This is a genomic window from Candidatus Phytoplasma solani, assembly GCF_040126175.1.
Lineage (GTDB): Bacteria > Bacillota_I > Bacilli_A > Acholeplasmatales > Acholeplasmataceae > Phytoplasma > Phytoplasma solani_A.
Map to the genome: position 1 here is coordinate 484,999 of NZ_CP155828.1, position 22,456 is coordinate 507,454.

General features: G+C 24.7%; 23 protein-coding genes and 2 pseudogenes. 7 read left to right on the forward strand and 18 right to left on the reverse strand.

What is annotated here, in order from left to right; translation table 11 throughout:
* Positions 1-440: 440 nt before the first annotated feature.
* From PSOL_RS02415 to rpsT, 11 genes are all read right to left on the reverse strand, one after another.
* A complete protein-coding gene (locus PSOL_RS02415; protein WP_349401780.1) occupies positions 441-584 on the reverse strand; it encodes a hypothetical protein in 144 nt (47 codons plus the stop codon).
* Positions 553-1,050: a hypothetical protein gene (locus tag PSOL_RS02420; RefSeq protein ID WP_349401781.1), complete on the reverse strand. Its 498-nt coding sequence runs from the start codon at positions 1,048-1,050 to the stop codon at positions 553-555. The genes PSOL_RS02415 and PSOL_RS02420 overlap by 32 nt, the downstream gene beginning before the upstream one ends.
* Positions 1,051-1,528: 478 nt before the next feature.
* A complete protein-coding gene (obgE, locus tag PSOL_RS02425; RefSeq protein WP_349401782.1) occupies positions 1,529-2,791 on the reverse strand; it encodes a GTPase ObgE in 1,263 nt (420 codons plus the stop codon).
* Positions 2,792-2,819: 28 nt separating this feature from the next.
* Complete coding sequence (gene rpmA, locus PSOL_RS02430) at positions 2,820-3,101, reverse strand: 50S ribosomal protein L27 (RefSeq protein WP_349401783.1); 282 nt, start codon at positions 3,099-3,101, stop codon at positions 2,820-2,822.
* A 4-nt stretch (positions 3,102-3,105) separates the two neighbouring features.
* Entirely contained in the window at positions 3,106-3,432 is a 327-nt protein-coding gene (locus tag PSOL_RS02435; RefSeq protein WP_349401784.1) for a ribosomal-processing cysteine protease Prp, read from the reverse strand.
* Positions 3,433-3,440: 8 nt separating this feature from the next.
* Complete coding sequence (gene rplU, locus PSOL_RS02440; RefSeq protein ID WP_349401785.1) at positions 3,441-3,749, reverse strand: 50S ribosomal protein L21; 309 nt, start codon at positions 3,747-3,749, stop codon at positions 3,441-3,443.
* Between the two features lie 135 nt (positions 3,750-3,884).
* A complete protein-coding gene (locus PSOL_RS02445) occupies positions 3,885-4,805 on the reverse strand; it encodes a rhodanese-related sulfurtransferase (protein WP_349401786.1) in 921 nt (306 codons plus the stop codon).
* Positions 4,806-5,296: 491 nt separating this feature from the next.
* The gene (gene serS / locus PSOL_RS02450) at positions 5,297-6,568 is read right to left on the reverse strand and encodes a serine--tRNA ligase (protein ID WP_349401787.1); all 1,272 of its coding nucleotides are present in this window, start codon (positions 6,566-6,568) and stop codon (positions 5,297-5,299) included.
* A 187-nt stretch (positions 6,569-6,755) separates the two neighbouring features.
* A complete protein-coding gene (locus PSOL_RS02455) occupies positions 6,756-7,079 on the reverse strand; it encodes a hypothetical protein (protein ID WP_349401788.1) in 324 nt (107 codons plus the stop codon).
* Positions 7,080-7,208: 129 nt separating this feature from the next.
* A complete protein-coding gene (locus PSOL_RS02460; protein ID WP_349401789.1) occupies positions 7,209-7,445 on the reverse strand; it encodes a hypothetical protein in 237 nt (78 codons plus the stop codon).
* A 40-nt stretch (positions 7,446-7,485) separates the two neighbouring features.
* Complete coding sequence (gene rpsT / locus PSOL_RS02465; RefSeq protein WP_349401790.1) at positions 7,486-7,755, reverse strand: 30S ribosomal protein S20; 270 nt, start codon at positions 7,753-7,755, stop codon at positions 7,486-7,488.
* A 645-nt stretch (positions 7,756-8,400) separates the two neighbouring features.
* On the opposite strand from rpsT, the gene PSOL_RS02470 reads away from it, so the two are divergent.
* Positions 8,401-9,714: a replicative DNA helicase gene (locus tag PSOL_RS02470; RefSeq protein WP_349401791.1), complete on the forward strand. Its 1,314-nt coding sequence runs from the start codon at positions 8,401-8,403 to the stop codon at positions 9,712-9,714.
* Between the two features lie 117 nt (positions 9,715-9,831).
* On the opposite strand, the pseudogene PSOL_RS02475 reads toward PSOL_RS02470, so the two are convergent.
* A pseudogene (locus PSOL_RS02475) lies at positions 9,832-10,008 on the reverse strand (sigma-70 family RNA polymerase sigma factor); the annotation flags it as partial.
* A gap of 183 nt (positions 10,009-10,191) precedes the next feature.
* Between PSOL_RS02475 and PSOL_RS02480 the strand changes: the two are divergent.
* The 6 genes and pseudogenes from PSOL_RS02480 to PSOL_RS02505 all read left to right on the forward strand — a co-directional run bounded on the left by PSOL_RS02480 (position 10,192) and on the right by PSOL_RS02505 (position 15,780).
* A complete protein-coding gene (locus tag PSOL_RS02480) occupies positions 10,192-10,824 on the forward strand; it encodes a hypothetical protein (RefSeq protein ID WP_349401792.1) in 633 nt (210 codons plus the stop codon).
* A pseudogene (gene tmk, locus PSOL_RS02485) lies at positions 10,814-11,221 on the forward strand (dTMP kinase); the annotation flags it as partial. The gene PSOL_RS02480 and the pseudogene tmk, both read left to right, overlap by 11 nt.
* A 603-nt stretch (positions 11,222-11,824) precedes the next feature.
* Positions 11,825-12,376: a hypothetical protein gene (locus PSOL_RS02490; RefSeq protein WP_349401793.1), complete on the forward strand. Its 552-nt coding sequence runs from the start codon at positions 11,825-11,827 to the stop codon at positions 12,374-12,376.
* 180 nt (positions 12,377-12,556) lie between these two features.
* Complete coding sequence (locus PSOL_RS02495; RefSeq protein ID WP_349401794.1) at positions 12,557-13,141, forward strand: hypothetical protein; 585 nt, start codon at positions 12,557-12,559, stop codon at positions 13,139-13,141.
* A 718-nt stretch (positions 13,142-13,859) separates the two neighbouring features.
* Positions 13,860-14,705 (forward strand): hypothetical protein, encoded by an 846-nt coding sequence (locus tag PSOL_RS02500; protein WP_349401795.1) that lies wholly within the window; start codon positions 13,860-13,862, stop codon positions 14,703-14,705.
* Between the two features lie 610 nt (positions 14,706-15,315).
* Positions 15,316-15,780: a hypothetical protein gene (locus PSOL_RS02505; RefSeq protein ID WP_349401796.1), complete on the forward strand. Its 465-nt coding sequence runs from the start codon at positions 15,316-15,318 to the stop codon at positions 15,778-15,780.
* 2,176 nt (positions 15,781-17,956) lie between these two features.
* Here the strand turns inward: PSOL_RS02505 and PSOL_RS02510 are convergent.
* The 6 genes from PSOL_RS02510 to tsaE all read right to left on the reverse strand — a co-directional run bounded on the left by PSOL_RS02510 (position 17,957) and on the right by tsaE (position 22,438).
* Positions 17,957-18,295 (reverse strand): SVM family protein, encoded by a 339-nt coding sequence (locus PSOL_RS02510; RefSeq protein WP_349401797.1) that lies wholly within the window; start codon positions 18,293-18,295, stop codon positions 17,957-17,959.
* 92 nt (positions 18,296-18,387) lie between these two features.
* Positions 18,388-18,876 (reverse strand): SVM family protein, encoded by a 489-nt coding sequence (locus tag PSOL_RS02515; protein ID WP_349401798.1) that lies wholly within the window; start codon positions 18,874-18,876, stop codon positions 18,388-18,390.
* A 545-nt stretch (positions 18,877-19,421) separates the two neighbouring features.
* Positions 19,422-19,499, reverse strand: a complete 78-nt coding sequence (locus PSOL_RS03420) for an SVM family protein (RefSeq protein WP_350340402.1) — start codon at positions 19,497-19,499, stop codon at positions 19,422-19,424.
* Between the two features lie 726 nt (positions 19,500-20,225).
* Positions 20,226-20,525: a hypothetical protein gene (locus PSOL_RS02520; RefSeq protein ID WP_349401799.1), complete on the reverse strand. Its 300-nt coding sequence runs from the start codon at positions 20,523-20,525 to the stop codon at positions 20,226-20,228.
* Between the two features lie 846 nt (positions 20,526-21,371).
* Positions 21,372-21,965 (reverse strand): tRNA (adenosine(37)-N6)-threonylcarbamoyltransferase complex dimerization subunit type 1 TsaB, encoded by a 594-nt coding sequence (gene tsaB, locus PSOL_RS02525; protein WP_349401800.1) that lies wholly within the window; start codon positions 21,963-21,965, stop codon positions 21,372-21,374.
* A gap of 17 nt (positions 21,966-21,982) precedes the next feature.
* A complete protein-coding gene (gene tsaE / locus PSOL_RS02530; protein ID WP_349401801.1) occupies positions 21,983-22,438 on the reverse strand; it encodes a tRNA (adenosine(37)-N6)-threonylcarbamoyltransferase complex ATPase subunit type 1 TsaE in 456 nt (151 codons plus the stop codon).
* Positions 22,439-22,456 lie beyond the last annotated feature (18 nt).

Below are 22,456 nucleotides of genomic sequence, written 5' to 3' on the forward strand. Positions count from 1 at the left end.
TTTAAAAAAGTTAAATCTTTAAAAACATTATTTTCATTCTAAACTTTTAAATATGAAATGTCAGAAAAAAGTAATTTAGTTTGAAGTTTTTTTAATTCTTCTAAATAATTATCTAATTAGTTAGCAATAATGTTATCTAAAAACTAAAATTACTTCATCCGACAGCCAAAATAATTTTATCATAATCATCAATCCGTTTAACAATAAAATCAAGCTTGATGTTAATTTTTTCTTTTGTTTTTTCGTCGCCACATTCAATCAAACTTATTTAGTTTTTTCAATTAAATAAAACGTTTAGTTGGACTGCCGATGATTTTTTGAACTTTTTGAAAAAGTTTATAAAAATTAAATTCAAAAAGTTCAAAAAAAACATAGTCACTGCAAGGTAAAAAAAGATTGATTTTAATATAAGAATCATCTATAAAAAAATTTTATTAATTTTATTGTAAGCTATTTAAGGAATTTTTTAATTGGTCTATTTTTTCTTTCAATTCTTTATTTTCTATTGAAGTCATTTTGTCATCTTTTTTTTGAAATATTTGTTTAAGGTCTTCAAAACCAAACCAAATAAAAAAAGAAATCATAATAATTGCCATTACCCTTAAGAATATTTTTTTTTTTAATTAAAGTTATAAGAACAGATTTACTAAATTTTTCAATTAAAAAATTACCTAAAAACACTATAAAAGGGATGGTAAAAGCAACTATCAAGTATTTAATGTGGCTTTTAGTTACATTTGTGTTTCCTTGTTGTAATTCTTGTCGAACAGTTTTTAAATTATTTTTGCTATTTTCAACTTCATTAAAAATTTTTATGATATAATTTATATATTCTTTATTGTTATCAGTAAGATCAATCAAGTCTTCAACCATCTTTTCTTTATCTTCAATAACTTTAATTTGAGCTGCAATTTTAGCTTTGATAGCTTTACGTTGAATTTTGTGGTCTACGTACTGAACCCGAAAATAAGCGATTAAATAAGTTTGCACTAAAGGCAAGATCGATATTATAATTATTTTTAAAATTTTTTCTTTAATTTGCATTTTCATATATTCTTGTTTCTCTTTGCTTTTTCAAAAAAACTAAATAATGGTAAAAATAACTATTTTAATCAAATAATAAAGCGGATAAAAATGTTATTAATAAAATATTAACAGCTAAATTTGTTCTGATGTTTACAAAGGTTCAAAGGAAAAACAAGAATAAAAAGAAATATTTACAAATATTGCCTTCAAACAAATAAAAAAATAAAATTGGTGTTGATTATCTTTTTATTGATAATTCAAAGATTTATTTTGATTTTTTGACTAGAAAATATGATTTCCAAACTAAAAAAAATTAAATAATAAATAAAATAGTTAAAATAAGTTCATATGTATTGAATAATAATTTTTTACTGTTTTTTGAGTTTAGGATTACTATGAAAAATCATAATTATTTGGTCATCCTTTAAAAATTAGTTACAAAAACTATTAAATTTATTTACAGTTATCATGATTTATTTAGAAAATTTTTTTTATTAAAAAATTAAATAAAATCAAATTCATAATTACAAATTTTAACTTGATCTCCTGGTTTGACTCCTTGTTTTTTCAAAATTTCTTCGATTCCTATTTTCTTTAATAAAAGATTAAACCTTTTAACAGCTTCTTCATTGTTGAAATCAGTCCGATGAAAAAAAAGTTCCACTTGATTACCTGAAACAATAAAAACACCTTCTTTTTCTTTAGTTATAGTAAAAGTATTGGTTTTAGGGTTTAAGTTATATACTTTAAAATTATTATGTTTAGTAATGATAAGAGGAGTTTTTTGAAGTAAAGAGCTGATAGAATACTTTAACTTTTCAATGTTGTAAAAATTAATTAAAGAAAGAGGGATAATCGGTGTATCAAACATCTTTTTTTGCAAATCTTTTAGTTTTTTAGGGGCATCAGCTAAATCCATTTTATTAGCTACAATAATTTGTTTTTTTTGAGCTAACTTTGGATTATATTGTTTTAACTCTTCATTTAAATTCACAAAATCACGATAAGGATCCGGACTTTCCATACTGATAAGATGAACTAAAATACGACATCTTTCAATATGTTTTAAAAATTGAATACCTAAACCTTCTCCTAAGTGAGCATTAGGGATTAAACCAGGTAAATCAGCAACTACAAAACTAAAACCATCAATTGAAACAACACCTAAATGAGGAAAAATGGTAGTAAAGTGATATGAAGCTATTTTTGGTTGAGCTTTAGAAATTAAAGAAATTAAAGAGGATTTGCCAACACTAGGGAAACCTAATAAACCAACATCAGCTAAAACTTTAAGTTTAATTTTAATTTTTAAACGCTCACCTAAATCACCTTTTTCAGCATAACTAGGAGCTTGATTTTTAAAAGTAGCCAAAGATTTATTACCTCTACCACCTTTTCCTCCTTTAGCAATAACTAAATTTTCTTGATGATGTAAAATTTCTCCTAAAAACTGATTATCCACAGTATAAAAAACAGTCCCCAAAGGAACTTTAATATATAAATGAGGAGCATTAGCGCCATTTTGACTCTTATTTTTACCATTAACGCCATGACAAGCTTTGAGGTGTTTTTGATATTTTAGTTTTAATAAAGTAGTTTCACCTTGTTCTCCTATAAAAATAACAGAACCACCATTGCCACCATTGCCACCAGCAGGACCACCAAAAGGAACATACTTTTCTCTACGAAAAGCAACAATCCCGTGACCACCATTGCCAGCAAAAACTTCGTTAAAGGCTTCATCAACAAAATGCAAACTAAACACCTTCTTTCATCAATTTAAAACAAAAAAATTATTGAACATAAACAGAAACTTTTTTGCGATTGCCTCTTTTTGATTCGTATTTGATAATGCCACTAATTTTAGCAAACAAAGTATCATCGCCACCAATACCAACATTAAAACCAGGATGGATCTTAGTGCCTCTTTGACGATAAATAATAGAGCCTGCTTTGGCATATTGTCCATCAGAAAGTTTAGCTCCTAGTCTTTTAGAATGAGAATCACGTCCATTTCTAGTGGAACCTGCTCCTTTTTTAGAGGCAAAAAGCTGAATTTGTAGCTTTAATAACATTTTTTTAATCTCCTTTCTCTTTTTTTAAATGATTGGGGTATTGATTTCTCAAATTATCTAAAGTATACTCTAAATTAGATAACAAAAGAAAGATCTTTTTTTCATCAAAATTAAGAACATCTAAATGAAAAAAATTGTCTTCCAAAAGATAAGAAAAAGAGATGTCTTTTTGATAACCTAACATTTCTAAAGCATTAAGGGAAACAATAATAGCAGTAGAAACAGAAGCACAAACAATGTCAAAACCTTTAGGAGCATATAAAGCATGTCCTAAAACTTCAACCATAATAATGTTATGATTTTCTTTTTTTTTAAAAAAATAGCGAATCATAACGAATTTTAAACAACAATTTTAGTAATTAAAAGTTTAGTATAAGCTTGTCTATGACCTTGCTTACAACGATACTTTTTACGCTTTTTGTATTTAAAAACAATAATTTTTTTAGCGCGATCGTTTTTAATAACCTCAGCTTGAACCTTAGCGTTAGGAACATAAGGTTGTCCTAAAATGACTTTTTTACCACCAATAGCTAAAACTTCTTTAAATTCATAATTTTGCTGAGGTTGAACTTCTAATCTTTCTACAAAAATTTCTTGCCCTTCATAAACACGCAGCTGTTTTCCGCCAGTTTTAATAATTGCAAACATGTTTTGTCTCCTTTAAAAAATAATATTTTTTTTTAATTTGTTTAACTTTAATCAAAAAAATAACAATAATTAAAGACAAAAAAACAATCAAATAATATTATAACATAATTTTTAATAAATTATTTTTTTATTTTGTTATAATTGTTGATTATTTCGTTTTAAAAGATATCTATTAGAAGGATGTAAGCGACATTTTTGACAACAAGCTCCTAAATATTTGTGTTCGTTTTTTTCATGACATAAAATTTGTTTGTTACATTGAGGATTGGAACAATTAATATAACGCTCGCAAGGAGTTTGATCAAAATAATCTTTACCGACAATAACATGTTCTTTTTGATTAACAGGAGCAGTGATTCTTTGATCAAAAACATACATTTGTCCATCCCATAGCGTTCCTTGAGTTTGAGCGTTTTGACTATAAGAAATAACGCCACCTTCTAATTGATAAACTTCTTGAAAACCTTTTTGTTTAAGTAAAGAGGAAAATTTTTCACAACGAACACCGCCAGTGCAATAAGTTAGAATCTTTTTATCTTGGAGTAATTTGCTATTTTTCTCAACCCACGCAGGTAAATCACGAAAATGTTTAATTTTGGGATTCAAAGCATTACGAAAATGACCGACGTCATATTCATAATCATTACGAGCATCTAAAATCAAAGTGTTTTGATCTTGCATCGCTTGATAAAAGGCTTCTGGATTTAAATAAGTACCTTTATTTTTTTCAAGATCAAGCTCTTTGTCAAAATTAAGATTAACAATTTCTTTTTTAACTTTAACAGAAAGACGCGGGAAAATATGTGTCGAAATTTGTGCTGTTTTAAAAACAAGATTACTAAAACGATGATCTTTTTTTAAATGTTGCATATAAGTTTGAAGGTTGCTTTTAGTCCCTGATAAAGTGCCATTAATACCTTCTTGAGCAATAATGATGCGCCCTAATAATTCTAAAAACTGACAATATTGAAAATGTTTTTTACGAAAGGTTTGAACATCATCTATTTTAGTGTATTGATAATATAAAATAACTTGATATTCTTTGGTTGTTGTCATAAAATAATTCAGCCTCACTTCGGTTTGATTTTAATTAAAAAAGCTAAAGTTTCTAGACTTATTTTATCATAAAAAAAGAGATTAAAAACTTGTTTTTTTATTAGTTTAATTTAGAAAAAATTCCAAAAAAAGATACATATTTTTTTACTCCATTTGGCATTTTTTTTAAATCAGTTAAAGAATGTGAAATTTTACTTTTGGAACTTGTATCTCTTTTACTGCCATCAAAATAAACACCTAACAAACTTAAAGGAGTGTTCTTTAATCCTACATAAAAGATAAGGATATATAACAATAGCTTCTGAATTATAGCAAGGGTATTTCGAAATTATACCCCGAAAAGTTGGATGAATGTTTTTTTGGTATAAATTTGGATTTTTTAATCGCAATTGGTTTTGCTTCAATAAATATTTTTCTATATTCCTATTTTTAACAATAAAAAAGGCCGAATCAGCTATTTTGTATAAAAGATTCGACTTCAAACACAAGATTTATTTAATAATATTAGTTCCTAAATAAGGAATTAAGACTTGAGGAACTTGAATAGTGCCATCTTGGTTTTGGTAATTTTCTAAAATAGCAATCATTGTACGTCCAATAGCCAAACCAGAACCGTTTAAAATATGTAAATACTCTTTTTTATTGTTATCAGGATTATGAAATTTAATATTAGCGCGACGAGCTTGAAAACTTTCAGAATTACTAATAGAACCAATTTCACGATAACAATTAGAGCTTGGTAAAAAAACTTCTAAATCATAAGTTTTAGACATACTAAACCCTAAATCACCAGTAGATAACACTACTACTCGATAAGGAAGTTGTAAAAGTTCTAAAACAGCTTGTGCATCTTTTAACATTTGTTCTAACAAAAAATATGAATTTTGGGGATGACAAAATTGAATCAATTCTACTTTGTTAAATTGATGTTGGCGAAAAATACCTCGCGAATAAGAACCAGCTGAACCAGCTTCTTGACGAAAAGCAGTTGTGTAAGCTACATATTTAAGTGGTAAGCAATTGTTTTTAAAAACTTCATCTCGATGCAAATTAATAGTTGGTACTTCGGCTGTTGGATTGAGATACCAACTATTCTTATGATGTGATATTTGAAAAACTTCAGAGGCAAACTTAGGTAACTGACCGGTAGCAAACATGGATTTTTCGTTGATAATATAGGGAGGGATAATTTCTTGATAACCTTTTTTACTATGTAAATCCATCATAAACTGAATCAAAGCTCTTTCTAAGCGTGCCCCCAAGCCTTTACAAACAACAAAACGACTACCCGTAATTTTAGTAGCTCTTTGAAAATCTAAAATATCAAGCTTTTGTCCTAAAATAACATGATCTTTAACAGGAAAATTAAATTGAGAGATAGCACCATGACGTGTTATTTCTTGATTAGCTGTATCATCTTTTCCGATCGGTAAAGAATCATGTGGTAAATTAGGAGTATTGCTTAAAATATTAAAAATAGTAGCTTCGATTATTTTTAACTGTTCTTCTAATTGTTGTAAATGATGACGAGAAAAAGTTTTATCAGCATTTAAAAGGGTTTTTTGAGATATTTGAAATTTCCTTGCGTTTGTTTGAGCGTTCTTATTTTTTTGTTGTCTTAATTGTTGGATTTGTAATAACAACTCTTTTCTTTGGGAAGATAAAAGAGGAAGTTTTTGCAAATCATGTAAAGGATAATTTCTTGTTTGTAATTTTGCTAAAACATATGATAAATGATTAACTACATAATTGAGTTCTAACATGCAATACCTCTTAATTTTAAGAAAAAATGAAATCGAAAAAATCAAAAAAACGTTATCTTTTTTTAAATTAAAATTCACAAACCATCTATTTATAATTTTGTTAAAACATATGATAAATGATTAACTACATAATTGAGTTCTAACATGTAATAACTTTTGATTTTAATAAAAATAAGAAGAAAAATTATTATTCTTTAAAAATAGTTTTAAAAATGTCATCAATATGTTTAACTTTTTTATCAAAAATTTTTTTAGTAATATTATCATTAACAAACTCCAACCAAAAATGATAAACTTTGTCTAAAAAAGTAATATTTCTTTTTTTTACAGTTTTACCTGTTATTGCTTCTGTTAAATCTTTGTAGTATTCGTTTTTTGATAACTGTTTGTCTTCTGAAACTTTGTTAAATTGATATTCTGGTTCATTAACTAAACCTTTAAAATATAAACAAACTCCTAAAAAAGCGCCAATAATAACGCCTAACAGCAAACAAAAAAATTCTTTAATCACTTTACTGTTTTCCTTTGCTAGATTTATAATGATATACATTTAAAAATCAGTTGATTTTTTTTGATAAATTATCTTTACTATTAAAATGTAAAAAGTTATTGCTTTTGCCTACTAAATATTTTAAAATTATTATTTTTTAAAAAAATTGGTTATATGACCTTGAAAGTACAATCCTAAAATACCTATTAAAACCACAACAGTAATAAAAATTAAAAGAAATAAAAAACTTTTTTTGCTACTCTTACTGGTTGGATTTGATTGAGAAACATTAGCTGTTTTTACAACCTCTTTTGCTATTTTAGGTTTAACATTTTTTTTAACTGCACTATTTTTATTTTTATTATTGGAATTTTTTTTATTTGCCATTTTGACATTCCTCTCTTCTTACTAAATTAAATAAATTTTTTTAACAAATCACAAGGGTATTAACTAGTTTTTGTAAATTAGCTTTACTACGAGATGTAAAATTATTATGATAGATTTTTTTAGAAGCACCTTTATCTAGTTTTTTATAAGCAAGACTTAAGCATGATAGTGCTTTTGCTTTATCAGATTTTTCAACTGCAGTTTTAACTTGTTTGATAACTGTTTTTGTAGCTGATTTAAAAGAAATATTTCTTAAACGACGTTTTTCGTTAGTTTTATTGCGTTTTATTTGTTGTTTAATGTTAGCCATTTTTAATTTTAATCTCCTTCTTTAGTATAATAATTACATTATCAATTTAATATTAATAACTCTAACTAGAATTATATCAAAAAATTCTTTGAAAAACAAGTCTATTAATATAATTAATTTTTAATTATTTTGAGAATAACAAAAAAACCCTTAATTCTATATTTTGGTTTGGTTTTTTAGGAAAAAAGATTCCCTTTAAAAAAAATGACTATATAAGGACATTGATGTAACACTAGCTTCTTTGTAGTTAAAAAAAATAATTATATAATTCTTTTAGTATATATATACTATGTATATATATGATAGAGTTTTTTATTTGTTTCCTTTAAACTCGATAATTTTTTTAATCCTTTTTGAAATGGTAGTATCTTGATATATTTTTTAAAAGCTTTATTTTTTTAATTTGAAAGATATTTTTTGTAGCAAAAAAAATAATTATTATTCCTTTTTAATTGTTTTTATTTTAAAATATTTTTTTGTCTAACAATCATTATTTTATTAAAAGTAGACAAAATAAAATGATGAAAATTAGACTGCCCCAAAAAAAGTGAACTGGTTTAAAGCAACAAAATACCCAAATTATTTATTAATTAAAAATAAATAGTTTGGGTATTTTTTGTACCCAAATGCAAAAAAGGAGAAAAGATGTTAGAAGCTGAACGTGCATTGTTAGGTAGTTTGTTTTTAAATCCAGAAAAGATGGATGCTGTGAGAATTTTAATTGAAACTCGCAATTTCACCACATCACAACATCGCTATATATTTGAGGCAATGAAGCACCTACGAAAACTAAATCGCGAGATTGATTACGTTTCTGTTAGTTCTACTTTAGAAACTAATAATAATTTAAACAAAATAGGAGGAATTGACTATTTGATTGAATTAACCGAAGAAACCCCACCAACTCAATATTTAGACACTTATATTGATTTAATCAAAGAAAACACCCTTAAAACTGATTTATTAGATTTAATCAAACATTTACCTATTGAATTATCAAAAACTAAAAATATACATAATTATTTACAAACAGTCAAAAATCAAGTTGAAGGATTTATCCAAAATACTAAATTGCCGTTTATTTCTACAAAATCCTTAATCCCTTCTCTTCGGAAAAGTATTATTACTGATAACGAAGATAACCAACTTATAGGAATCAAAACAGGTTTTGATAATCTCGATGAATTAGTTTCTGGGTTTAAAAACAAACAATTAATTATTTTAGGCGCAAGAACTGGAATGGGTAAAACTGCTTTTATGTTAAATCTAGTTACAAACATTACAAAAATATTTCATAAAAACCAAAAAAACCAAAACGCAGTAATTTTTAGTTTAGAAATGACAGCAGAAGAATTGGGTATTAGGATGTTTTCATCAACATCACAAATCCCTTTAAATAAACTTCAACACAAAATATTAAACAAAGAAGATAGATTTGAATTAGCTAAGGCAGAATTTGAGTTAACTAAATTAAATATTTTAATTGATGACGATAGAAACAACAAAATTGAAGATATCAAAACAAAATGTCGTCAAATGAAATATACAAAAGGACTTGATATTGTGTTTATTGATTATCTTCATTTATTAAAAGAAGACCAAAATTTTAATACCTATCAAGCAATAGCAGTAATTTCACGCGAACTCAAAAAACTAGCAAGTGAATTAAACATTCCAATCATAGCTTTAAGTCAAATGAATCGTGCAACAAATATAAGAGAAGTTAAAAGCCCACAATTAACAGATTTAAGAGATTCAGGAACAATCGAACAAGACGCTGATGTTGTAATGTTTTTACATCGCGCAAGTTATTATCAAAAACCAGACAATAACCCATACACTAATGTAATTATCGCCAAAAATCGCAGCGGTCAATTAGGAGAATGCAATTTTAATTTTTATAAACAATGCGCTGTTCCGTTTTTTTGGACATTTTTTTATTTAAAAATTACTCTTTAAGACTTAAAAATAAGTAGATAATTTCATATCTTTTCAAACAAACAAATTATTAAAATTACAAATAAAAAATGTCTAAACTTTTTTTAAATTTGCTAGTTTCAAAAGATATTTTTTTTAAATATTACCTAAAATCCCTTCCTGGTATAAATCCTCTTTAGTCAAAACTCGCGGATAGAAATTAAATTTGTTTGATAATTTTTTTGCTAACGGATAATGAAGTTCAATTAATTGATTGCGGGCCTCTAAATTCTTTTTATTTTTTAAAAAATCTTTAAATAATTTTTGTCTTAACATTTTAATCCTTTCTAAAAACGTTTTTAGAAAAGATATGAAATTATTTTTTAGTCTTTAAAACAAAAAAAGACTAACTTAATAGTTAGTCTTAAAGAATTTTTAAAAAATAAAAAGTGTCTAAAGTTTTGGAACAGTGCACAAATTCAAAAATTTGAAGTTTTAAAATAAAAAGGAATAAATAAAATGAATCAATTAACTAATTTACATTTCAAAAATATTAATGTTTTTAATAACCAAACTTCATGTGTTAACATAACTAAACAAATATGTCAACCATTTTTCTTCACTAAACCTTTTAATCAATATATGTTAGAATCTCACAATAATCTCAACAAATATCTAGAAATTAACAACTACAACTCCCAAAGCCAAAAAGCAATTCGTGGCAAAATAAACGAATACTTAATTTTACTTTATCTAAACAACAAAGGAATCACAAACCTTTATACGCAATCCTATTTATTCTTCATTCCCGACATCAAATTCGATTTGGTTTTATTCACTAAAACCAAGCGCATAATTGCATTCAATTTCAAAACGTCCCTACGAGACCGTTACAAACAAACAATTATCGAAGCCCAACAATTAAAAAAACTCGATACTCGTTTTCAGTTTTTTTTATTAACTAACAACGCCACTGAATCCCAAAGACTCAACAACAAAATTGCAAACGGAAAAGTTCAAGGCATAAATCAAGCCATCAATCTATTTTCTAAAAATGCAAATCAATTTTTACAAAACTTACTCACAAACCAATTCATCCCTTTTTCACCAATTAATTTAATTAAAAAAATGGTTCACCCTAATGTTAAATAAATTAATCGTTTTTGAAGGTTTAGATGGTAGTGGAAAAACTACTTTAATCAATGAATTAAAAAAATATTTAAAAAATCAAAAACAAAAAGTAATCTTAATTCAAGGATTAGGAAGTTCTTCAATCGGTAAACCAATTAGAAATTTATTTTTACATCAAGCAAATTTATCGCCTAATACTAGATTTTTACTTAGTTTAACTAACACGCTCCAAACCCAAGAAGAGCTCATTATTCCTGGTTTATCCAAAAATTACATTGTTTTAGTCGACCGTTGGTATGATTCTTCTTTTGCTTATCAAGGTGATGATATAAACCTTGATTATGGCGACAAAATATTAACTTCAAAATTCATAAATTATTTTTTAATTAAACCTAATTTAACTGTTTATCTAGAAATTTTAGATAATATTTTTTATTTAAATATTCAACCTTGAAAAAGGTTATCTTTTTGCACCTTTTTTTAAAAACAACATAATTGCGTAAAAAAATAATTTTAATTTCATTTTCTAGGGGGATTTTCCACTTTTTTTCCCTAGCTAGTTAGTGAAATGATATAATATTTAAAAAAAATATCTTTTGAAACTAGCAAATTTAAAAAAAGTTTAGACACTTTTTATTTGTAATTTTAATAATTTGTTTGTTTGAAAAGATATGAAATTATCTACTTATTTTTAAGTCTTAAAGAGTAATTTTTAAATAAAAAAACGTCCAAAAAAACGGAACAGCGCACCCTTTCCAATCATGCAATCGCCCAAAAATTAAATTTAGCTTTAAAACAAATTGCAATAAAAGTAAATGTTAGAAAAACTTTTTTGATAAAAAGTGTATTAAAAATTAAAGAAATATGGAAATAAAATGAAAAATTACAAAAAAAAGAAAGGAGGGAAAAGGGTATGAAAAAATATTTTTTAACATTATAATGAATTAATTATGATAATATATATATACAGGAGGAGGAAAACTATATTTGTATATATTTTCAAAATTAGGAGGATTGGTAATTGTTTAAAAAAAATTTTTTTAAATATAATTATTTAATTATCTTGATGTTAACTACAATGTCGTTTAGTGTTTTATTCTTGATGCCTTTACAAAATGTTTGGGGTCTTAATGATGATCAACCAAATTCACAAGAACAAACCAATCATATTTCTGCAGGAGAAACAGTGTTAGAAACTATTACAAGTTCTTTGAGCGTTAAAACCAAATTATCCACTTCTAAATTAGTTGATGAAATAAAAAAAGAATTATTGCAATCTTTTCCAGATAAAAAAAGATATATCACGGTTTTTATAAATCTTTTAAATGATGATATTTTAGTAGCTGAACGTTGGTCTGACGTTGCAGTTTCTAAATTTACCAAAGAAAAATACGATGATATTTGGATGAAACCAATTTTAAAAAGTACTTTAAAAAGTATTTTTGAAAAATCAAAAGAAATTTTAATTGTAAAACAAGATCCATCATGTAAATTTTTAAACGATCACATAACTTCATCATTGATGATAGACAATATCGAAAGCGTTGTCAATTCACTTTGGCCAACTGCATAAGCATTTATTTTTTAAAGTTTCAACAGTAAAAAAAACTACTATTTAGAAGTAGTTTTTTTAATTTTTAGTTGAAAAAAAATTAAAAAGAGTATAATAATAGTAGAATTATTTTTTTAATTTTAAATTGATAATTCTAAAGAAATAAAATTGTCTAAAATATGATAGAAAGGAAATATTAAAATGGAACAACAACAAAAGAAAAAGCTAATAATTGGCTCTATTATTTCAACTGTTTGTGTAGTTTTACTAGTAGTTTTATTAATTTTTATGTTAGGAAAAACAGAATTATCAGAAGTTTTAAAACCTAACAAAGATAAAATTGAATTAACACAAGTTGAAAAAGGTGAACCAGAAGTTGAATCAGTTTTAAATAAAGTCAAAAAAGAAAACGCTAAAGTGGAATTAAAAGATGTAACAATTGCTATTGTTGATAATAAATTAAAAGTAGCAGTTAAAGCAAATTCTAATAATCTTAAAGGCGACCCAGTAAGTTTTGATTTTGAAGTTAAAACAGAACAATCATCAACTCAAAAAGAATTATCAGAAGTTTTAAAACCTAACAAAGATAAAATTGAATTAACACAAGCTGAAAAAGGTAAACCAGAAGTTGAATCAGTTTTAAATAAAGTCAAAAAAGCAGACGCTCAAGTGGAATTAAAAGATGTAACAATTGCTATTGTTGATAATAAATTAAAAGTAGCAGTTAAAGCAAATTCTAATAATCTTAAAGGCGACCCAGTAAGTTTTGATTTTGAAGTTAAATAAGTTTAAACAAACACAAACAAATAATAAATATTTATCTCAAGTTAATTAAACATTTTTATTTCCCCTTATCATTTTAGAAAAATTAAAGACTATCTTTTTAGATAGTCTTTTTTTGTTCTTTTTTTTGAATTTTTTCATTATTATTTATTTTAATAAAAATAAAAAGATAAAAGGGGGATTACTTTTAAAAAGACGATTAGTAACTAAAAAATTATATAATTAAAATGTAATAATGATGTCATACATAAACATTATTACAAAATAACTCCATTGGAAAAAACAAATGTGACTTGAAACATTATTTTTCGGCCCTATAGCCAAGTGGTAAGACATGGCTCTGCAAAAGCTTGATCATCGGTTCAAATGAATAGGTGAAAAGTGAACAAAGTTTTTTTTAAATGCTATTTTTACTTTAAAAACTAAAAAAAACAAAGATAATCAAAAACAATAATAATTATGTTATTTAAATTATACATATTTTTTTCGATAATATTGTAATAAAAGTAAATGTGAGAAAAACTTTTTTGATAAAAAGTATATTAAAAATTAAAGAAATATGGAAATAAAATGAAAAATTACAAAAAAAATAAAGGAGGGAAAAGGGTATGAAAAAATATTTTTTAGTATTATAATGAATTAATTATGATAATATGTATATACAGGAAGAGGAAGACTATATTTGTATATATTTTAAAATTAGGAAATACTAAATATTAAAATGGGACAGCAACAAAAGAAAAAGCTAATAATTGGCGCTATTATTTCAACTATTTGTGTAGTTTTACTAGTAGTTTTATTAGTTTTTATGTTAGGAAAAACAGAATTATCAGAAGTTTTAAAACCTAACAAAGATAAAATTGAATTAACACAAGTTGAAAAAGGTGAACCAGAAGTTGAATCAGTTTTAAATAAAGTCAAAAAAGCAGACACTCAAGTGGAATTAAAAGATGTAACAATTGCTATTGTTGATAATAAATTAAAAGTAGCAGTTAAAGCAAATTCTAAGAATCTTAAAGGCGACCCAGTAAGTTTTGATTTTGAAGTTAAAACAGAACAATCATCAACTCAAAAAGAATTATCAGAAGTTTTAAAACCTAACAAAGATAAAATTGAATTAACACAAGTTGAAAAAGGTGAACCAGAAGTTGAATCAGTTTTAAATAAAGTCAAAAAAGCAGACACTCAAGTAGAATTAAAAGATGTAACAATTGCTATTGTTGATAATAAATTAAAAGTAGCAGTTAAAGCAAATTCTAAGAATCTTAAAGGCGACCCAGTAAGTTTTAATTTTGAAGTTAAAACAGAACAATCATCAACTCAAAAAGAATTATCAGAAGTTTTAAAACCTAACAAAGATAAAATTGAATTAACACAAGTTGAAAAAGGTGAACCAGAAGTTGAATCAGTTTTAAATAAAGTCAAAAAAGCAGACACTCAAGTAGAATTAAAAGATGTAACAATTGCTATTGTTGATAATAAATTAAAAGTAGCAGTTAAAGCAAATTCTAAGAATCTTAAAGGCGACCCAGTAAGTTTTAATTTTGAAGTTGAAGACTTATTATAAGTTTTATATTCTGACAAAGAAACAATTACATTAACAAAAGCTGAAAAAGGTAAACCAAAAATTCAAGAAGTTTTAGATAAAGTCAAAAAAGCAGACGCTAAAGTGGAATTTGAAGATGTAACAATTGCTATTGAAAATGATCAATTAAAAGCAACAGTTAAAGCAAATTCTAATAAATCTTAAAGGCGACCCAGTAAGTTTTAATTTTGAAGTTAAATAAGTTTAAACAAACACAAACAAATAATAAATATTTATCTCAAGTTAATTAAACATTTTTATTTCCCCTTATCATTTTAGAAAAATTAAAGACTATCTTTTTAGATAGTCTTTTTTGTTCTTTTTTTGAGTTTTTTCATTACTATTTATTTTAATAAAAATAAAAAAATAAAAAGGGAAATTACTTTTAAAAAGACGATTAGTAACTAAAAAATTATATAATTAAAATGTAATAATGATGTCATACATAAACATTATTACAAAATAACTCCATTGAAAGACAAATGACTTGAAAAGAAAAAAAATATACTTAATTTTTATTTGCCTTTTAATCTTAGTGATAAGTGCTACTATTATTGGATTAATATATTGGCCCAAGGAAGAAATAATAAAATTGCCTGAAAAGTTTAAAACAGAAAAAGCTAACACTATCTATCTTAATTTAACTAAAAAAGAAAACAGTATAGAAATTTTAAATGATTATATTATCTTTGAAGACACAAAACTTTCTAACAACCCAAAATATTTTTACAATAACGAAGGCAAAATAACCTCTTTACAATATTATAACTCTGATAACTCTAAAAGTGAAAAATGTAATTTAATTTACCAACGAAACGGACGAATAAAACAAAAAGAATGTTATAATCCTGATGGAATATATGAAAAAAACTATATATATAAATATAACAAACTAGGACAAATTATCACCAAAGAAGAAGACAATCTACAAACAAGCAATAATTTTAAATATGAATATATTTATAATGATTTGCATCAACTAACATATCTACAACAATATTTCCCTAATGGTGTTACAGGGGTAAAATTAGCTTATGTTTATAAGCCTTCAAATTAAAAAAACTTTGAAATAATTTTAATTTTTAGTATAAAAAATAAGCGAAGTGCGCTCCAAAAAACCCACACAAAATTAAATAAAAGATTAACTTTTAAGTTGGTCTTTTATTTATAATTTTTAAGTTATTTTTTTATATGACAATAATTCTTTTTCAGAAAAAAACTTTTCATTAATCAATAAAAAAGGGAGCTATTAATTAATGTTTAAATTTAAAAATAATTTTAACATATTTTCTTTTTTTATAAGTTTGATTATTGAAATTATTGCAATTTTTTATTTTACTAATAGTATTAACTTAAAAGAAACATATCAATTTTAAAAGTGAACATTTAAAGGAAAAATGTAAACTCAGTTTTTTTGGGACGCTCTAAAGTGAATTTTTTTTGATATTTCGAGGTTTGATCGTGATAGAATCATGGCGTTTCAGAGTTTAATCTTATTACCATGAGCCCCACACACCACCGTGCGAGCAAGTTTCCAAGCACACGGCGGTTCCGAATCTCCGCTGATTTTCATCAGTCCGTCATTGAAACCTTCAGGGTTTAGGGTTAATGGAATCACTCTGTTTCATCCCCCAGGTAACAGTTTTACTCTATTGCATTTCTCATTTCTGAGTTTGCTTTACATCCTCCAGACTATCTCCGCTTTGTGAGTCTGTCTTTGTTGGGATCACCTGCTTTCCCATCTATTATGTTTGACGTGAAGAGATTTGGTTCCCCTTTCGCCTTGTGAGGGTTGTTATCCCTTTCCTTGGTAGGTCAGTGCATTAATTTATTCCAAAATTAACTTTGAACTTTCTACGACTACTATACGGTTCTGATTTTTCCTTGAATCTATCAACTTAATGATATTTTAACTAGTTACCTAGTGATTTTTAGGGAGATAAAAGTTACTCTAATTTACTACCAATTCCCTTAGGTGAGATGACCTTGGCTTAGGTAAATACCGTTTAGCCAGGTGAATAATTAGCTTTTTTAATTGATAATTTTAAATATCCAGCTCCATGATATCTAAATAGCTAACTTCAGAGTGTTTTGCTATTATCTCTGAGCTCTAATATTGCATTTCTTTATTCTCTTAGGTTCATTTCCGAACTTATCCGTAGGAATATCATCTTGCGGGTTCATCTTAGGTTATAGCTTTCCTTCAATCCGCTTTCGATCTCTGTGCTGTAATTTTTGGTTCTTTCGTTCCGAAAACCGAGATCATGATGTCACATATTATCTTGTGTGTAGGAGTGGTTAATTCCCTAGTAAATTAGGCATCTTTCTCGCCCAAGCTGAATTATTAATTGAAATCATTTAAATTTGTTTTTTGAGTAAATTAAAAGAGAATAAAAATATCTCTTTTTTAGTGTGGTGTTAAAACTTGATTTAAAATAAAATATAAATTTTATAAATTAGTTTTATTTTCAAAAATTGTTGCTAGTTTTAATGAATGATTTTTTTGTGATTAATTTATTTGATGAATTAAATAAATTAATTGAATTTTTATTTTCTTGAAAATTTGATTTTAATTTTGCCAATTTTTCGATTGAAAATTTTTTTTTGAGGGTAAATCTCTTTTCAAATTAAAAAGTAAACTTTTAATTGTTTTATAAAAATAAGCATTTAAGCTTTTATTTTCTATTTTTTTAAAATGGCCACTTTTCTCACTTACAATTTCAAACATTTTTAAAAATAAATCTTTTTTTCTAAAAATTCATAATTAAAATTCCAATTTGAAACTTCTTTCAAAATTTTTCTAATTATCGTTTCTAAAATTGAATCTGCTTTTTTTTGTCAATTTCATTTTTATCAAATTTTATTTTTTTTAAATACGGTATAACTATAAAATCTTTAAAACTTATTTTAATTTCTTGAATAATTTTTTTTTGTAATTGTTTTCATTTTTTTCTTCTTTCTTTAAACTAAGAAAGTCAACAAAAAAAGACTTACGATTTTGTAAGTCTTTTACTTTATTAAATTGTAAAAAGTTTTAAATTTTATTGTCAGTGCAAAAATTAAAAAACCATAAATAAGAAATGGTATTTTTTTTATGATTTTATTGATGTTTTTATCCTCCTTTTGATATTTTTTATATTAATTATGAACGCCTTTTTACGTAGTGTAGTATGTGAAAAAAAGAGAAATTAGGGTATAAAAAAGACTCTCATAAAGGAGAGTCTATTAAAATTTTAGTTTTCTTTTGGGATTTTATTTAAATCTAATTTTTTTTTATTGTTATTTGTTCGTTGTTGGTTTATATTAAAAAACAAGAAATTTTCTATTTCTTTTATGGGAGCATTTTTTAAATGAGGATATTTTTGTTTTATTTGTTTGATATTTTCTTGACTTTTTTTTACTAATTTAAAAAAATCATTAATTTCTTTATCACTAGGTTTGTCATTTAAAATTTGTTTACCTTTACTGTTTTCTGTCGCCATGACTTGATGAATATTAGTAATTAAAAATAACCCTAAACAAACTAATAAAACTATTTTAAATAAAAATAATTGTTTTTTTACTTTAAACATTAATTGATAACTCCTTTGTTTTTTTATCCTTTAATTGAGGGGGGGGAGATTTTGTAGAGGGTTTGAAGGGTGGTTAGTTTATATAATGTGATTTAATGAAATTCATTTAATTTGTATTGTAAATTAATATATTTTTCTCTCAAATTATTAATTTTTTGAATTATTTCTTGATATTTATTATTAAGTTCTTCTATTGTTGTATCTTGATATGTTCTACTTAAAATTTTTATAGCTACTTGATTGCGTTCGTATGAATAACGCCAAATTTTTTCATTTATATATTTTAAAGTATTGATAACAGAAAGTCTTTGATAAAGTTTTTCAATTGTTTGATCTAAAATTTTTAATTGTTGTTTTAAATTCATAGTATTTAAATTAAGTTTATCACAATGTAAAATTTTCTTAGATAAGTTTTCTTTTTTTAATGAAAGTTGATATATTTTATTATTTATTGCATTTTGATCATTTAAATTATAATTATCCATCGCCATGACTTGATGAATATTAGTAATTAAAAATAACCCTAAACAAACTAATAAAACTATTTTAAATAAAAATAATTGTTTTTTTACTTTAAACATTAATTAATAACTCCTTTTGTTTTTTTATCCCTCAGTTGAGGTGATTTCATAGAGGGATTGGAGAGAATTGAAAGTTTAGAATAACTATTTTTCTTTTCAATCAGAGAAATTTGTTTACATTATAAAATCCGTTTAAATAAACACTATTTTATATGTAGATTATTTTTTTGTAACAAAAAAATATATTTATATTTAATTTATTTAATAAATCAAGTTCTTTAATCAAATCAATTATAGGAATAATTTTCAATTTTGTCTTCTTTAATGCCGTTAATAATAATCTATTTGATTTGTTCTTGCACTTGTTTATTAATTAAATGTGGATATTTATTTATTGAATTTTGTACCATTTGTAAAAATAAAATATTATCTATGTATAATTCTTTTTCATTTTGATTGCTATCACTATCATATAAGTTTTTAGTTTGTTAATTTTTGCATAGATTTTCTATTTTTTCAATGAAAACATTATTATCAAATATTTTTTTATTTGCTTGTTTTTTTGTGACATTATTATTTTCCAATCGCTATTAACTTGATTATTATTAAACAATAAATAATAACCTTAAACAAACGAATAAAATTATTTTAAATAAGTGTAATTGTTTTTTTACTTTAAACATTCATCAATAACTCCTTTTATTTTTATCCCTCGGTTGAGGGTGATTTTCGTAAAAAAGGAGTTTAGTCGAGAAATTACACTGATTTTTGGCACTTTTTTTAAATTCCTCTAATTCATCACGTAATTGAATTAATTCATTTTTTAATCTTTTTAGCTTCTCCTAGTTGTTAAGTGAAATATTTTTTTTATTTTTTGATTTACCAATGTGTCAATTTTAACTTGTCTAATTGGACTGGCTATTTCCGATTTTTCGTCTTGTAATTTAGAGATTTTAGGATTTTATTATAGATTGGTTGTCCTCGGGTTTGTAGTTGTAATTGTATTTGATAGATTTCTTTTACAATTGCATTTTTATCTTGTTCTAATTTGGTTTGTTGCAATTTTAACGAAGGGGATTTATTTTTAATTTGTTGAGTGATTTGGCGATTATAATCATCACATGTTTTTTGATATGAAAGTTCTTCTGGTAATAAAGTTTTGTCGTCAATTTCTGAAAGAATATAAGTTTTTATTTTGTTAAAATGAAATTGTGTTATTTTTATTTTTAGAATTATTTGTTTTATTTTATACTTAAATTTGGTTATCTTTTATTAAATTTCATTAAATTCATTTTCGTAATAATTGTTTTTAACGATGTTTTCTATGCAATATTTAGTTATATCTTGACCGCAAAATATTTTAGGTAATTCATTTTAGTCCATTAAATGTTTTAAGCCCCAATTTAAAATCAGTATTCTAAATTATTTAAATCACCGGGGGGAAGATTATAATATTTATTAATATTAATATTTTTAATTTCAAACTCTTTTATTAAAATCAGAAAATCTTTTTTTAAATTTTTTATTAGTTTTTGTTTTTTTGTGATTTTATTTTTTGTTGAAGGTTCTACGTTAATCAAAATATTTGTGGTTGATTTATTATGATTGTCTTTTGGTGTTTTGTGATTAATAATTATGCGTGAAGTTGTAACTCCCACAACTACAACTAAAATAGTTAAAAAGTTTTTTACAAAAATATTATCATTCATAAATTTCATTTCCTCTCCGATAATAATGATTATTATCAAATATTTAAAATATGAATGTATCACTATTATACAATTTTATATTTTAAATATACAAAAAAAAGTTATTAGGTCAAATTTAATGATTATTTATCAGTAATATAAGTTGATAAAATTTGGCATATTGTTTTTTTGTTTCAGTTCTTCTTTTGTTTCTTTCGATTTTAATGACTTTTTCTCCTAGTTCTTATTGTAAAAGATATAATTAAATTAACTAAAATTCTCTTTTTTATTGCTGTTATTATTTTTTTGATGATTCTAGGGGTTTAATACTTCTTATCAAATTAGATGATAAAGTAATTTTTTTGATATTTTAATATTTGAAACTAATTCATTAATTGAAATATTTAAATTTATTTTTTTGGTAAATTAAATGCAAATCGAAATATTTCTTTTTCGTACGTTATTAGTTCTCGGTCTAAAATGAAATATAAATTTTTCTAATTCAATTTCATTTTTAAAATTGATTTCTGGATTAAATAAATGGTCTTTTGTGATTGATTTATTTAATTCGTCAAATAAAAAAAATCAAAATCATTTTGATTTTCTTGAAAATTGGATTTAAATTTTGCTAATTTTTCGATTGAAAAAGTTTTTTTAGAGTAAAATATATTTTTTTTAAATATGGGCATATTATAAATTCTTTAAAACTTGTTTTCATTTGCTTCTTCTTTTTTTCAAACTAAGAAAATCGACAAAAAAAGACTTACAATTTCGTAAGTCTATTACTTGATTAAAATTGTAAAAAGTTTTAAAAATTGTTGTCAGTGCACTTTTTCTTGGTAAAGCGAACCTAAAAGAAAAAAACTTTTAACTATTATCTTTTTTTAAATTACGTTGTGCTTGGGTTTGAAGAAGGTAATTAGGAACTAATAAATGAGGATTAGATACTTTTGTCATCAACTGATAAACACAAGGAAGAGAAATTTTAATTGTTTCAGGAGTAATTAATAAATGATTCGGAAAAGTTTGCAAAAAAGGTAACTCATAACGATCTTCTTTTAAACAAATTTGGTTATTTTTAAGGCTTAGAGCAAAAGAAGAGTTATTTCTAGCATCAATTAAAGGGGTTAGGGATGAAAAATCATAACCACTAGATAAAAGGAGTAAACTACTGATTCGATATAAAGGAACTTGTAAGCTTAAAGAAAGCATTTTAGCTGTTAGCACAGCTACTCTTGAACCTGTATAAGAACCAGGTCCCACACCAACAATTAAAGTGTCAATTTCTTTTAAAGTAACTTTATTAGCTTGCAAAACTTTGTCAATTAAAGGAATAATGGTGGCAACGTAATCCTTACAAAAGAGTTTTTGTTGCAAAGTTTTAATTTGATGGTTTCTTGAAAAAATTACTATTTGACTTTTGGTAGAAGTATCTAAAATTAAAATATTTTTTTGGGTCATTAGTTAAAAATTCTTTCTTACGATATTTTTGCTTGTTCGATCGTAATTTTTCTTTGCTTTTCGTTTAAAAAATCAATTTTGACTAAAAAATTAAAATGAGGGAAGTAGTTACTACAATCTTCTGGAAATTCAACAATTAAAAAATCTTGATTGTTAAAATCTTCTAATAAATCTTCGCAAAAATCTATCGACAAAGAAGCGCGATACAAATCTAGATGATAAATTTTTTGTTTGGTTCCAAAATAAGTTTTTAACATAACAAAAGTAGGACTTGCAACTAGTTGTTTAATTCCAAAAGACTTGATAAAACCTTTAGTAAAAGCTGTTTTTCCTGTTCCTAGAGAACCTTGTAATAAAATAATAGTTTTGTCAGTTTGATAGGATAAATGTTTTCCTAACCAAAAACCTAATTTTTTAGTTTGAGAAAAAGAATTAGTAATTTTAGTCAAAGAGATTATTTTTTTCGAAGACATGGAAAAGTTGTACCTTTT